The sequence below is a fragment of the Microcoleus sp. B4-C2 genome, assembly GCF_036705265.1.
In the GTDB taxonomy this organism is placed as follows: domain Bacteria; phylum Cyanobacteriota; class Cyanobacteriia; order Cyanobacteriales; family Microcoleaceae; genus Microcoleus.
The window spans coordinates 61,084-73,906 of record NZ_JAUBUB010000018.1 but is presented as its reverse complement, the minus strand read 5'-3'; the positions used below and the strand labels follow the sequence as shown (position 1 = coordinate 73,906).

Genomic DNA, 12,823 nt, shown 5'->3' with positions numbered 1-12,823 from the left:
CACTCGTCGGGTTTAAAGGTAAAAGCACTAGACGAGTGAGTCAGAACAAGGTTTTCAGCGCCGCCAAGTCAGAGGGACTCTTGTCCGAAATCTCGGACGGATTTTGTCGTGCCCTGACCACCCAAAACCGCATCCCACGGTCGAGGTTGTGGTTCCCCCGGTGTTGGTGTTGGCGGGGCTGCTACCCCAAGTTGAGGTAATTGCAGGTCATTGAGGTAGTAAGCGTACTGATTCTCTTCCCCCCCGTTGTGGGTAGAACTTGCCGTTGGTTTTCCAAAAGAAATCTTTACCTCGCAGAACAGCCAGAACTAGCTCTATTTCTGACTTAGTACCAGTCAACCTTAAGGCTGCTGCTGTTGGTATATTCGGCTGTCTAGTCATTTTCAATGACTCCTTTGACCTCTATTTTCGACATAAAATTACCGTCAACTGGGCGGTAACAGTAAGGCTCATTGTCACTAAAGCGTTGATAGAATTTTTTAATTTCTTCAACGTAAATAATAGTTGGCGGTAAACTACCCCGAAGAATTGTTATATTCGCTTCATGAATGCAATCCCACTCCCCCTCAATCTTCTCAACTGTTAACTCTCCCTCAACCATTTGAATTTTTTGACTTTGAAGATAAAACTCTATTCGCGCAACCTTTGTCTTTATGTTCGTGATTTTAGTCATCCTTTTCCCCCTCAAACTGATTGAGCAAATTTTGCAGTTTCACCTTGCCTTCTGAGAATTTACGTCCTCCTATTTTGAGTACATTCTCAACAATCCAGGTCACAGACTTACCCGCTTCCATTGACTTACAAACTTCCAAGTATATAGGGTAATCAGGAGAGTCGGAAGCGGAAGCGGTTTCCTGTAAGTCGCTGCTGTATATAGCTTCCAACGCTTGCCGAGAAGCTTCCACATCAACGCCAGGGGAAGTCAGGATAAGTTCAGCTTCCTGCTGTCTTTGTTGCTGCGAAACATAGACGCTGGTGCTGATTTCATCCTCTACATCTGCCTTGATTGCCCTCAGTTTCAATTCCTCAATCTCTCCCTCGTCTGCTAATTGACGGGCGATATTTCCAGCGGTAACAGCACAAGCAATTGCAGCACACAAACTAACACCTTGCAGCGCTTTGTGAGTGTCTAGCGTTTTGTCTAGTGCTGCTAGTGGAACCAACCACAGCACGACAGAGGACGCGCTCAATACAAACAGTTTTAGCTGCATAGAAACACCCCCAAACCAATCAGCAGCATCGCCAAACCACCGATTAAAAGCGCTTGTAAATCAGTCACTGAAATCTTGAGCAACTTACTCAGGGAATAGTCAAGTAACCAACTCAAACCCCAAGCAATTGCAATTACTGCTAACAAGAATAGGACTGCTTTCATTGCCATCGGATGCAGACTCGCTATCCACCCCAAAAGGGAGAAAGCGACGCATCCAGCAACAAAGTAATTTGCCAGATACATCGCTTTCATTTAGTTAGTCCCTCCCGTCAATCGTGCTTTAATTTCATCAATGCGAGTCCGAGCATCGCTGTCAGCTTTGTCGATTCCCAGTCCTAGGCGGGCATAGCCAGGACGCAAGCTGTGCAAGTGCTTAGCCAGTCGAGTGTCTGAGCGTTTTTTGCCCAGTTCATTATCAGCCACAACACCCTCGTATTTGCGGTGATGACGGTGAACTTTGGCATCGGCTTCTTCAACTTTTGCCAGTGCTTCATAGGCGCGTTTAGACTGTTTTGCACCGTCTGTTTTCTCTTTTGCTAAATCCTTCATGGCTTCCGCTTCTTCTTTGGTAAAGTAGCGCGGTGCTGGCACAACTGGAACACTACGGATGCTGGAAAAGTTACCAGGATTTAGCGGTGTGATGACACTTTCGTCGGTGCTTGCCAAAACTTTTGATTTGTCAATAGCGTGTCCGCCGTCGTTGCTGGCAGTGAGTTTTCCAGCATCAGAATTGCCACCAAACAGCCGCAGTTGTAAGCTCATAATTTTGTCCCAATTTGAATGTTGATGCGAACAGGAGAGGGAAATAAATTCAGGGGATTGATTTGTCGCCACATAGACATTGCCAGCACAAACACCCCCGCCGATGCGAGTGCGAGTGCGATGAGTTGTCCAAGGTCAACCCAGTCTAAAAAGTTGGTGGAAGTCTGGCGGGTGAAACCACACACAGGAAACGAACCGTCGTTAGTCCAATCAAGGGTGTCTACAGTGTCTACAGCTTGCGGGTCAAACGGTTCGGGTGTTGTGTCCACAGTGTCTACACTCAAACTATCTACAGTGTCTACATTCACTGTGTCAAGCGGTTCACCGTCAACCAGGTACAGTTCCAGCAGCGCTTCCCACGTAGCAGTTTTAGAAAGCTTCCCGAACTGCTTGGCATCCTCATTGGTGAAGCCACGGTCATAAGCGATCGCCTTTAATTGGTCAATGCGACGGTAGCTGACGGTAGGTTTAGTCATGGCTGACAAGCCTCAAGTCACACTCCCTGGTTGGTTCGCCGTCGTAGCAGGGGTAGCAGGAGTACGCACCACAAGTGCTGTGAGTCCAACGTACAAAGTAAACCCAAGTGTTTGCAGCTAAACCCGATTCAGCTTCTGGCAGCCACCGCATACCTAAGATTTCGCCAAAATCAGTAGCAGAGTCGGGAGCGTCCTCGTCCTCGCCATCAAACCAGTCGCTAGCTATCAAGTCGCCAATATTGAATTCTGGCAAAGGATACCCATTGAGAGGCAAGGTAGCAGACTGAGAACGCGGCACAAAAAACAGCAAAGCGGCCGATGCGATTTTCTGCAATAACTCGCGACGGGGAAACATTAAGAGTTGCGATCGTCCGTTAGGACAATCGGCTGAAAGTGGCATAATTTATAGGCTCCAAACGTTGTGCATAAACGGTTTGGGGAAGTCGTGGTTTGGCTAGCATTGCAAGTGCTCGTCAACCGCGCATCAATCTTCCTTAGTTACTCACGATTGCAGACTTACAGCTCCTTGTCAACACAGGAAGTGTAAAGTTTTGTTTCAAATTATTCGGCAAGCAACTCCATCACTTTGTCGGATGTAAGGCCGTAAATAGCAGCTAACAAATCAACACATTGTGTGTTACTTCCTATCCGTTTGAGCACCCCAATTGCGCTACCTAGAGGAATAGTTTCCTTTGTAGATTGAGTCAACAGGTTAATTGTTGTTTCAGTGTTAGCTCGTCTCTTATAAATCCCTTCATTCATCTGTGTTGAATGCCCTAAACTTTTAGCTCTCGTCTCCTGAGACATCCCTCCCATTTGACCATTAAGGTTAGCTAAATGACGCAGTGCGTGAGTTTGTGATAGACCTTTGTTTAGTCTGGTTAAAAATTGACGCGCTCTCCTAGCGTAAGCCTTACCAATGGTATTTGGATTATCTGAAACTGAATGAATCTCCGGCAATTGTCCTGCTTTGAGTTCTAAGCGTTTTACCAAATCGGGATGGGTAGGAGGAAGCATCGGCACACACAATCTGTAGCCAGTTTTGGTTGTGGTGTCTAACAACGTTTTATCACCCACTACAGCAATCATTTTTATATTGTTTGGCTCAATCAGTGCCGGGATAATAACGCCATCCTTTGCTGTAAATGGTTTGTCGATGTTCTGAACAGCAAAGACCTCGTGAACCCGAAAGCCATACACCACTTGCATTGACAGCACCCACATCCACCGCTTGCGTGATTCTAAATGGTATCGTTTGTCATCAGGAATTGTTAAAATTTCCTCCCGAAGTTTCAAGAATTCATCAACCGATATAGATTGAAGGTCTTGTCTAAACTCTGTCTGCGTACCATCAACTTCTTTAAGGCGACTGAGTAAGTCAGTGTTTTGAATCGTTTCGGCGAGCTTACGCATAGCGCACAAGCAGTTCTTGAAACATTTAGTTCCTTTTTTTTTGCTGTTAACTGCCAACAGAATATCTGCCAAATTGACAACCGTGTTTTGTGGCAACAGTCTGTAATAGTGGCCGTAAACTACATTCCAAGAACGCTGCTGACTAATATTGCTTCTGTCACGCTGTTGGCGGCGTTTAGTGCGTCCATCCCAGTATTCTTTCTCTACTTTTGTGATTGCCTCGCCGAACGTTATCAAGTCATTCTTGATGATGTTTTTTTGCAAAATAACATCATCATACCAGCTTAAAAACTGAGTCTCACTAGAGAACGACTCTAGGGCGGTAGCAACCAAGTGAGCTTTATTTAAGGCATCGGTGATGCCCTGCATTGTGAGGTAGCACCCACAGGTTTTATTGACCCGCTTGTCACCTAGTCTGAACTGAAGGGTGATGTAAGACCCCTTAGCCTTACTGTCCTTCTTTAGTCCTACCCCTTTGGGGCATTCTTTCTGTGCTTGCTTGAAGTAGTCTAAAATCCGCTCATACCCAATAAGGTAGTCAGCGGATGTGCTGAGTGTGACTGAATTAGATTTTTCGCTCATCTTTCGCTCAATCCTCCATAGTGCTGAGTCGCCTACTGTGTAAAGAATACAGTAGACCGCTCAGTTTTCGCTCAGACGCAAAACAGGTTTCTTAGGTTGAGCGAAAAAAAAGGCTAGGATGGCGGAAAGTGGTAGAATAGTTCCGAGAGCTTAATTCAAATCCTGTCATCCCGATTATAAAATTAAATTGGATATGCCCCAGCAAGTGAGTGTGTTTTGGGCGATCGTCCGGGTGTGTAGATTTGTGGTACGCATAAATTAGTCGATCGGGCGATTCCCTACGGGATAGCTGCGCTTCACGGTCGTGTTAATTTTCCTTTGCTAAAAAATCAACTCTAGCGACTGTTTTGCCAGACGGAATTATAGAATAAAACGTAAACAATCAGAGCAGCAGTAGAGACTAGAGAACAAGTCTTTGCCTTCTCCCTCTGTGATGATTTGGGACTGTGTTCGATCGCAGATACTTGCTCAATGCTGAGAACTTTGACCAAGGTTTGAAACCGGAGGCAAGTATAAATACTGCAATAATTCTTAAATACAAGTTCATTAAGATTTACATCTTGAGATATATGAATTAATAGCTGAATGAGCTTATAATAAAAGCTAATTCTTAGCGGGTCTAAAATTAACCCGAAAACCGGAGGATATTCCAATGCAAATAAGTGGCAAAGCCTTCGGCTCCTGCTCTCGCTGCGAAACAGTACCCGAAAAAATAGAGGGCAGCGGAGGTCTATACCTGTGGTTTCCAGTACATCACACGCTGACCAAGGTTATTTCTGCACTGGCTCAGGCTAAAGTTGAATTCAAGCTTTTAGAAGAGAGCAAGTGTTTGTACGTTATGCTAGAGGGAATAGCGAGAGAAAATTTTAGCGCCCTAGCATCATCGGTGCTAACAACTCAAGAGTTGAAAGAGACAAAAGTTTTGTGGATGCGCGAAGTTGAGCAGCCGAAACTTAGCGATTTTTATCGCAGCACTTCCTTAGACTCTTTTATTAACTTCAGCCAGTCTGATTGGCTGTTAGATTTATTGTCCGAAGAACGCATTACTACGCATTTTCAGCCCATTGTTTATACCTCAGACACTTCTAAAATTTTTGCCCATGAAGCCCTGCTCCGAGGAATTGATGAGCAAGGAAACTTAATTTATCCGGGTCGGATTTTTGCCCAAGCAGAATCAGCAGGTCTAATTTTTCAACTCGATGTTTTAGCCCGGACTCGCGCTATCCGCGAAGCCCATGTTTACGATATCAAAGAACTACTTTTTATTAATTTTTCTCCCACTTCAGTTTACGATCCCGCTACGTGCCTGCGAAGAACAGTACAGGCTATTGATGAAGCTGGAATTCCTCACCGCAATATTGTTTTTGAAGTAGCGGAATCTCAGCACCCTCCTGATATCAATCACTTGATTAAGATTCTGAGGTTTTACCGAGAAGCTGGATTTTTAATTGCCCTGGACGATTTCGGCAGCGGTTCTTCTAATTTAAATTTGATGCACCAACTTCGTCCAGATTTTATTAAGTTGGATATGCAATTAATTCGCAATGTCCATCAAGATTATTATAAGGCACTAATTACGGAAAAGATGTTAGAAATTGCCACTCAATTAGAAATTAAAACTGTTGCTGAAGGTGTGGAAACTTTGGAGGAGTTTGAGTGGGTGCGGGAACGGGGAGCAACTTTTGTTCAAGGTTATTTGATTGCTAAGCCGACTTCTCCGCCGATCGCAGTTACGAGCTATATTGGTGCTGAACCACTACCTATTTCTGCGTAAATGGTTTTCAGTTGCGATTTGGGGCTACATTTGCTCGTCCCCTGGCTCTGCCTGGGAACGCATATCGGGAGGCTCTGCCTCCATTAAAATGAGACAACAATTTGGAGGCAGAGCCTCCGGATCTTCATTACCAGGCAGAGCCTGGTAACGAGAAGAAATGGTTTACATTTGCGATTTGGGGCTACCTTTACTCGTCCCCTGGCTCTGCCTGGGAACGCATATCGGGAGGCTCTGCCTCCATTAAAATGAGACAAAAATTTGGAGGCAGAGCCTCCGCATATTCATTACCAGGCTCTGCCTGGTAACGAGAATAACTAGCATTTTAAACGCTCAAATTGCGTCGCAGAAACATTTCTAAGGATTCCATTTTCATGCTGTAGATTGATTCCAAGTTTTGCACTTCTTCGGGAGTACAGAAATACTCATTACCCAGCAATACCCGCAAAGTTCCTAAGTCTTTTTGAGCTTGAGGATTCAATAAACCCAAGGCATTTCTCAAACCGTCAAACACAACCAGTGGCGGGTTGATTACCATCGGTTCGCGCTTGAATAATCGTCCGAAAATGCGGGGAATGTCATCCCTTGTCAGCACATCCGGGCCACCGACTCGCAGAATTTGGTTGCGGGCGCCTTCGACTGTTGGCGAGTTTGCGGCAATCTTTGCTAAGTCATCGGTACTGACAACAGAGGTGCGGTTTTTGCCGTCGCCAATCAGCAGGTAAAGTCCGGTTTCTCGAAATCTTTCTGCTAGGGGTAACAAGCTGGAAGCAAAACCGGCAGGCCGCAAGATTGTATAATTCAATCCGCTGTTTTGCAGGTATTTTTCTACTTCTCGCTTGGCTTTGAATACTGCGGAATCTTCGTATCCTCGATCGACTCCCAGTACCGAAAGAAAGACAAAGTGCTGCACTCCGGCTTCTTTGGCACAGTCGATCAATTCTATGTTAGCGCGGTAGTGTACTGCTTGAACGTCGCCGCCGGTGCCGTGGCTGCTGATGATGTATTGCACTCCTTGGCAGGCTTTTTTAATATCTTTGTCTTGTTTCAAGTCGCCGATAAAAATCTCGGCGCCTCGGTTTTCTAGTTCAGAGTAGCGAGATGCGAGGCGAACGAATGCGCGGACAGGCTTTTCTTGCTGTCTGATTTCTCGTACAATTCGGCGGCCTAGTGCGCCTGTTGCTCCGGTTACTAAGAACATGATTTTTGGTTGTTGGTTGTTATTAACTGGATCGGAACTTACGCATAGGGTCGAGAAACCCGGTTTCTTAAATTTATCGTTGCTAAACCTAAGATTTATGGTAGAAACCCGGTTTCTTTTGCCTTAGTTTTATTTATAACTCATAAATCAAATTTCGACAATTACGGGGGCGTGGTCGCTGGGTTTGATTAATTTTCTGGGAGCAATGTCTATTGTACAGTTTTTTGCTTGTTCGTACAGGGGAGGGCTGAGATAATGGTGGTCGATTCTCCAGCCGTTGTTGCGGGGAAATGCGGCGGCGCGGTAGTCCCACCAGCTATAATGACCGCCTTCTGATGTGAATTTGCGAAAGGGGTCGTTTAATCCTAATTCTATGATTTCTGTTAGTGCGAGGCGCTCGGCAACAGACAAGCCGACGGAGTTAGCATTGGCTTTGGGATTGTGGATATCTCGATCGTCCGGGACGATGTTGAAGTCGCCGCAAATGCACAAGTTGGGGGATTTATCTAGTGCTATTTGGAGGTATTCTTGCAGCAGTTTGAGCCACTTTAGCTTGTACTCATATTTCTCGCTGCCAACTTCGGAACCGTTGGGAACGTATACGCAAATAATGCAAATATCGTCTATAACCCCGGCTATTAGGCGTTTTTGTTCGTCAAAAATACCTGTGGTTTCGTCGCCGAGAATGGGGGCAAATCCGGTGGTGATTTGCGTTAGGGGCGATCGGCTAAAAATGGCAACGCCGTTGTAGGATTTTTGACCGGAAATGTAGCAGTTGTAGCCGAGGTTGGTGAAGGGTTCTAGGGGAAAGTCTTTGTCTGTAACTTTGGTTTCTTGGAGGCAGAGAACGTCTGGGGAGTTGGTTTGCAACCAGCTAGTAACGTGTTCTAGGCGGCTGCGGATTGAGTTGACGTTCCAGGTGGCGATTTTCATTAATATAGTAATCCTAAAGGTTAGGTGAGAGGGAGAGCGATCGCACCTATTTTAAGCTATTTTTTGCCTGGTCAACTCACTTGATTTGATAAATGTAAGCATCTTCGATCCACGTCTGATTAATCCGATCATTCGTCATTCTTCTGCCTGATAAGTCTAAATTCCAATCTTGTTGTATCTGACGTAAGCCCTCAATTAAGTCATGTTTTGGGCTTACTGCTACGAGGGCTGTCCAATCGATTTTCAATTCAGGTTTAACTTCGCGAAAGACTGACAGAATTTCCCCATAAGTTTTAAGAGGCCCTTCGCTATCGTACAGAGGTGAGGTGAGCATTAGCCGCCATGTTTCTGGTTCTGGTGCGTAGTTCCAGAGAGCAGAGTCAACTGATAGATGTGCTGCATTTAGAGCGTCTATTAGTCTTTGACCTTCTGCTATTTCGTGACTTAATAATGTTGCTGTAGCCATTGTAAAACTCCGTGAGTGGGGTCAGTAATTGCTAAGTATATATCCAGGGCTTTTTGTTGGCTATGTGTTTGGTAACGGCTTTCTTCTGACCAGTCTTTGATCATAGACCATCGCAATGAAAAATTAGGATCGTCGAGGAGAGACTTTAACTCTTTATCAAGTTTAGCAACTTTAACCAACTTTTCTAAATCGTGGGTGTAACTGTCCATAACATTTTTCTTGTCAGGAAAATCAAATTCCTGAGTTTGCTTGGCAATGCAAGCCTTTAAAGCGCATTCAATCACATAACCGCTGAGGTAGTAAGCACCTGAGTATTTATGATTGTTGAGCAGCACTTCTACTTCTTCAAGTCGAGTGAGTGCTAGGTTCTGTAAATCCTGCCTATTCACAAGTTTAGCATAGCTCCATAAAAGTTTACTATCTTAGCTCTAGTTTAGCTGATTCAGTCCTGGACGCATCAATATCAAAGAAACCGGGTTTTTTACCAAATTCTAGGCAGGGATGCAGTATTTTCGTAAAAAACCCGGTTTCTGCCTCCACGACTAAAATTGATAAGTTTATCAGTTTTTGCTTCTGGTTTTGTTGATTATATATTCTCTGATTACTGGCTGAATCGTAAAGTGCGATCGCCCATTTTGTTTTACCGTTTCAACTAATGACCGTCGTCCTAAAGATTGCATGACTTTCAAGAGTTCGGGCGGTGATAATTGCAGGTTTTCTGGTATTTTTGAGATGTCGGCAGGTTCGGGGGTATTGGCTAGCCATGCGATCGCCTGTTGTTCGGATGCGGTTAGGCGATCGCACTGCTGGTCTAGGAGTGATTCTAAGTCACCTAAGAATAGGGTATCATAGGATAGAAATTCGGAAACGCTGCCACCGAATAAGTCTTGAATCAAAGTTGCAACTATATTTAACCATAAGGGATTGCCTCGGTAAAGGTCGATTAGTTCTGACCATTTCTCCGGTTCTGCTAAACCTTTTTCTCTGAATATTTCTTGTGATTCCGGGCCTAAACCGTTGAGTGGCAGGGATTTGCAGGGGCGATTTTCGCCTTCTAAGGCGGCAATTTCTCTGGGTTTTTCCCAACTCAGGAGGATTAAGCAACTGTTGTGGGATGATTCTGTTATTTGTTTGAAGAATGCGCCGTAATTTTCATATCCAGGTTGGTAATTTCCTGCGAGTTGTTGGCTGCTGAAGATGGTTTGGATATCATCGAGGATGATGAGACAGCGGTGCGATCGTAAATATTCTAGTAGGGGCAATCCCCCCGTAGTTGCCCTTTCTTCGGGATAGGGAACGGGCACGGGGGCACCGCCCCTACAGAATTTAATTAAGTCGGTTTGGAGTGATGCCAGCGGTGGAGAGTTGCGGAGACTTCGCCAGATAATGCGATCGAATTCGTGTTGAATTTGTGGGATTAGTTGGAGTGTAAGGGCGGTTTTGCCAATACCGGATAAGCCTAAGATGGTGATGAGGCGGTTGCGGCCTAAAATCCAGTTTTCGAGGGTGGTGAGTTCCGATGTGCGGTTATAGAATAGGTTGGGTTCTGGTGCATCGGATAAGTCTAATCGCTGTTTGGGCTGAGTTTTGCTAGAGGTGTCCTGATTTTTATTTTCTAAGTTTGGGGTTTCTAAGGATTCAGGATGGTTTGCACAAACCTTAAACTTACCAACTTGTGCATTGTCGCCAAAATGTGATGAAACTATCGAAAATAGCCATCTTTCCACTGTATATGCAAAGTTAGATTGATTGATGTCTTCACCTAATGTTTCTGATAGAAGTTTCCATAATTTTGCTGCAACTTTCTTGACATGAGCTTCGCTACGGTGGCAGTTGGTGGCAATTTCTGGGTATTTCTGGCGTTGCCAAGTGCCTCGCAATATACCTTCTTGTAGATGGTTGAGGTGTTTTTCTGTCTTAGCGAATACGAGATCGTCAGCCACTTTTAAGACTTCTTCAACGTCCATAGGTCGAGTCAGGGTTTGGGTTTTGCCTATTGCGATCCTACTTTATCCTACGGTTTGATACTTTAGCAACTAAATCCTACTTTATCCAACTGAAAGAAATCAGGACAGGTAAAAAAATGCCTACTAAATCCTATTGATTTGATTTGATTTGAGTATATTTTTCACATATGCTAAAAAATCAGGACGCAATAAATTTAAGCAATTTTTAAGAAGCAATGGCTAACATCAATATTGCAAATACTCCCGATGCACAAGGCACAGAGGATGATGATTTCATTCGTGATACTGATGGCAGCCGCAGAACGTTCGGCTTGGGGGGTAATGACTGGATCCGTGGCTTGGGTGGCAATGATGAACTGTTCGGGAATCAGGGTCGTGACACACTAGATGGTGAGGGCGGGTTCGATACCCTCTACGGTGGTAAAGATGCAGATACTCTTGACGGTGGACTTGACGATGACGTTTTGTTTGGGAATGCGGGCACTGATACCCTTATTGGTGGACGCGGCAACGATCAAATGTTTGGGGGGCGTGATAACGACAAGCTATCGGGTGGCGACGGTGCGGACATTTTATCTGGAGATTTAGGTTTTGATGTTCTGAATGGAGGAGCTGGACGAGACACGTTTATCCTTCAAGATGAAGTCGCTACTAATACAGTAGATTTTCTGCAAGACTTCTTCCCTGGGGAAGACAAAATTGCACTTCCACAAGGTCTGACATTTGCTGACATCGAAGTCCTGACATTTGAAACTGCTGGGTTGAATCCACGTTTCGTGGAAAGGCAGTTTGAACCCTGGAATGCATTTTGTGGCGTCTGCGCTGGTGCCGATCAAAATCTAGCTCTACGAGTTAAATCCACTGGTCGAATTATTGGACTTGTGGATAAATCGCCAACTTCTCAGGTTCCTCTAACACCAGCGAGCTTGACAGCAGCGGACTTTATCAGCAGTTGAGGATTCTGCTATGCTGGGTGGTAGCCTGTCGCTATCGGAAATAACGTGGGAGGGTGAAAACCCCTGCGATTTATGGAGGGGATGAAACCCGACTCAACAGGTTTTAACCTGTTGTCTCTCTTATTTCCCGCGTTGATTTTCAGTGTACTTTTTAACTACTAATGAAGAATCTACTGAAAATAAGTAGATAACCAATTGGCAGCAAGGTAAGTAAATGCAACTCAGTAAAAGTGATCTAGCTCATAAATATTAAGGAAAGCGGCGATTCGGCGAAGGCAAATAGGCTGCGACGAATCGCATTTTTTGATGATAGAGCGATCGCTTTTCAATTGAGAAATAACCAAAAGGCGATCGCCCTTAAATCCCAAATTGTCACAAACAAAGTGCGTGAAGCGCAGCTATCCCGTAGGGAATCGCGCCTCTTCCCCTGTACTTGCAAAAAAATTACATCCAAGATAAACTAGGAAATAGAAACTAAGCAACCTCTGATGCTGAAAGCAAAAATATAATGAAAACTAAAAGCTTCACAGTCATCATTTACAAGAAGAAGATATGTACATTGCCGAATGTCCAGAAGTCGGCACAATTGACCAACGCGAAACCATAGAACAAGCGATCGCTAATCTCAAAGAAGCTACAAGGCTCTATCTCGAAGAGTGTCCTTTACCCGACGAAATCACTCCCAGGTTTGTAACTAGCATAGAGGTTAGCTATGCCTAGGTTGCCCAGAATATCAAGTAAGCGAAGTAATTCGCGTACTAGAGCGTTTAGACTTTAAAATACAGTCAATCCTAACAAAGCTATTTAATAAACGTGGTGTTCTAAATAGGAAATAACTCCTGATTCTACTTGCTTTAATACCGCTTGGTGCTGATTTAATTCCGGTAAAATATGCACAAAAACATAAGCTACCGAAACCCCACTTGCTGCTGAAAGCCAGCGGTTGCGAGGAATAGGGGCAAACCGCAACTTGCCGCAAAATAAATGTGTCAGCGCTAAACCAATGCCACTCAGCGCGGTTAAAGCTAAAGCATTAGGAGCCGATCGCAAAGCTGCTGTTATTACCATAACTCTGCTCAACAA

17 protein-coding genes are annotated in these 12,823 nt (G+C 44.7%); 3 read left to right on the top strand and 14 right to left on the bottom strand.

Features of this window, described 5'->3' with window-relative positions; translation table 11 throughout:
- Nucleotides 1–207: 207 nt before the first annotated feature.
- The 8 genes from QUB20_RS08785 to QUB20_RS08750 all read right to left on the bottom strand — a co-directional run bounded on the left by QUB20_RS08785 (nt 208) and on the right by QUB20_RS08750 (nt 4,446).
- On the bottom strand, nt 208–381 hold the full coding sequence (locus QUB20_RS08785; RefSeq protein ID WP_333248197.1) for a hypothetical protein: 174 nt from the start codon (nt 379–381) through the stop codon (nt 208–210).
- A complete protein-coding gene (locus QUB20_RS08780; RefSeq protein WP_333248195.1) occupies nt 374–673 on the bottom strand; it encodes a hypothetical protein in 300 nt (99 codons plus the stop codon). Before QUB20_RS08780 ends, QUB20_RS08785 begins: the two co-directional genes overlap by 8 nt.
- Entirely contained in the window at nt 666–1,211 is a 546-nt protein-coding gene (locus tag QUB20_RS08775) for a hypothetical protein (RefSeq protein ID WP_333248193.1), read from the bottom strand. The genes QUB20_RS08780 and QUB20_RS08775 overlap by 8 nt, the downstream gene beginning before the upstream one ends.
- A complete protein-coding gene (locus tag QUB20_RS08770) occupies nt 1,202–1,465 on the bottom strand; it encodes a hypothetical protein (RefSeq protein ID WP_333248191.1) in 264 nt (87 codons plus the stop codon). The genes QUB20_RS08775 and QUB20_RS08770 overlap by 10 nt, the downstream gene beginning before the upstream one ends.
- On the bottom strand, nt 1,466–1,975 hold the full coding sequence (locus tag QUB20_RS08765) for a hypothetical protein (RefSeq protein ID WP_333248188.1): 510 nt from the start codon (nt 1,973–1,975) through the stop codon (nt 1,466–1,468). It abuts the gene before it with no gap.
- Entirely contained in the window at nt 1,972–2,451 is a 480-nt protein-coding gene (locus QUB20_RS08760) for a hypothetical protein (RefSeq protein ID WP_333248187.1), read from the bottom strand. The genes QUB20_RS08765 and QUB20_RS08760 overlap by 4 nt, the downstream gene beginning before the upstream one ends.
- Nucleotides 2,444–2,851, bottom strand: coding sequence for a hypothetical protein (locus tag QUB20_RS08755; RefSeq protein WP_333248185.1), 408 nt, complete (start codon nt 2,849–2,851; stop codon nt 2,444–2,446). The genes QUB20_RS08760 and QUB20_RS08755 overlap by 8 nt, the downstream gene beginning before the upstream one ends.
- Before the next feature lie 161 nt (nt 2,852–3,012).
- Nucleotides 3,013–4,446 (bottom strand): hypothetical protein, encoded by a 1,434-nt coding sequence (locus QUB20_RS08750; protein ID WP_333053781.1) that lies wholly within the window; start codon nt 4,444–4,446, stop codon nt 3,013–3,015.
- A 652-nt stretch (nt 4,447–5,098) separates the two neighbouring features.
- On the opposite strand from QUB20_RS08750, the gene QUB20_RS08745 reads away from it, so the two are divergent.
- Nucleotides 5,099–6,220 carry an EAL domain-containing protein gene (locus QUB20_RS08745; protein WP_333248182.1) on the top strand — a complete coding sequence of 374 codons (1,122 nt, stop codon included), beginning with the start codon at nt 5,099–5,101 and terminating at the stop codon, nt 6,218–6,220.
- Between the two features lie 322 nt (nt 6,221–6,542).
- Here QUB20_RS08745 and QUB20_RS08740 read toward each other — a convergent pair whose 3' ends face one another.
- The 5 genes from QUB20_RS08740 to QUB20_RS08720 form a co-directional block, all read right to left on the bottom strand.
- A complete protein-coding gene (locus tag QUB20_RS08740; protein ID WP_333248180.1) occupies nt 6,543–7,418 on the bottom strand; it encodes an SDR family oxidoreductase in 876 nt (291 codons plus the stop codon).
- 147 nt (nt 7,419–7,565) lie between these two features.
- Nucleotides 7,566–8,351: an exodeoxyribonuclease III gene (gene xth, locus QUB20_RS08735; RefSeq protein ID WP_333248178.1), complete on the bottom strand. Its 786-nt coding sequence runs from the start codon at nt 8,349–8,351 to the stop codon at nt 7,566–7,568.
- Nucleotides 8,352–8,427: 76 nt separating this feature from the next.
- Complete coding sequence (locus tag QUB20_RS08730; RefSeq protein WP_333248175.1) at nt 8,428–8,817, bottom strand: hypothetical protein; 390 nt, start codon at nt 8,815–8,817, stop codon at nt 8,428–8,430.
- Nucleotides 8,796–9,206 carry a HEPN domain-containing protein gene (locus tag QUB20_RS08725; RefSeq protein WP_333224132.1) on the bottom strand — a complete coding sequence of 137 codons (411 nt, stop codon included), beginning with the start codon at nt 9,204–9,206 and terminating at the stop codon, nt 8,796–8,798. The genes QUB20_RS08730 and QUB20_RS08725 overlap by 22 nt, the downstream gene beginning before the upstream one ends.
- A 171-nt stretch (nt 9,207–9,377) precedes the next feature.
- The gene (locus tag QUB20_RS08720; protein ID WP_333248173.1) at nt 9,378–10,784 is read right to left on the bottom strand and encodes an NB-ARC domain-containing protein; all 1,407 of its coding nucleotides are present in this window, start codon (nt 10,782–10,784) and stop codon (nt 9,378–9,380) included.
- Between the two features lie 215 nt (nt 10,785–10,999).
- Between QUB20_RS08720 and QUB20_RS08715 the strand changes: the two genes are divergently transcribed.
- Both QUB20_RS08715 and QUB20_RS08710 read left to right on the top strand, forming a co-directional pair.
- On the top strand, nt 11,000–11,740 hold the full coding sequence (locus QUB20_RS08715) for a calcium-binding protein (protein WP_333211172.1): 741 nt from the start codon (nt 11,000–11,002) through the stop codon (nt 11,738–11,740).
- Nucleotides 11,741–12,292: 552 nt separating this feature from the next.
- Nucleotides 12,293–12,460, top strand: coding sequence for a type II toxin-antitoxin system HicB family antitoxin (locus QUB20_RS08710; protein ID WP_333248171.1), 168 nt, complete (start codon nt 12,293–12,295; stop codon nt 12,458–12,460).
- A gap of 84 nt (nt 12,461–12,544) precedes the next feature.
- On the opposite strand, the gene QUB20_RS08705 is transcribed toward QUB20_RS08710, so the two are convergent.
- Nucleotides 12,545–12,823 (bottom strand): hypothetical protein, encoded by a 279-nt coding sequence (locus QUB20_RS08705; protein ID WP_333291295.1) that lies wholly within the window; start codon nt 12,821–12,823, stop codon nt 12,545–12,547.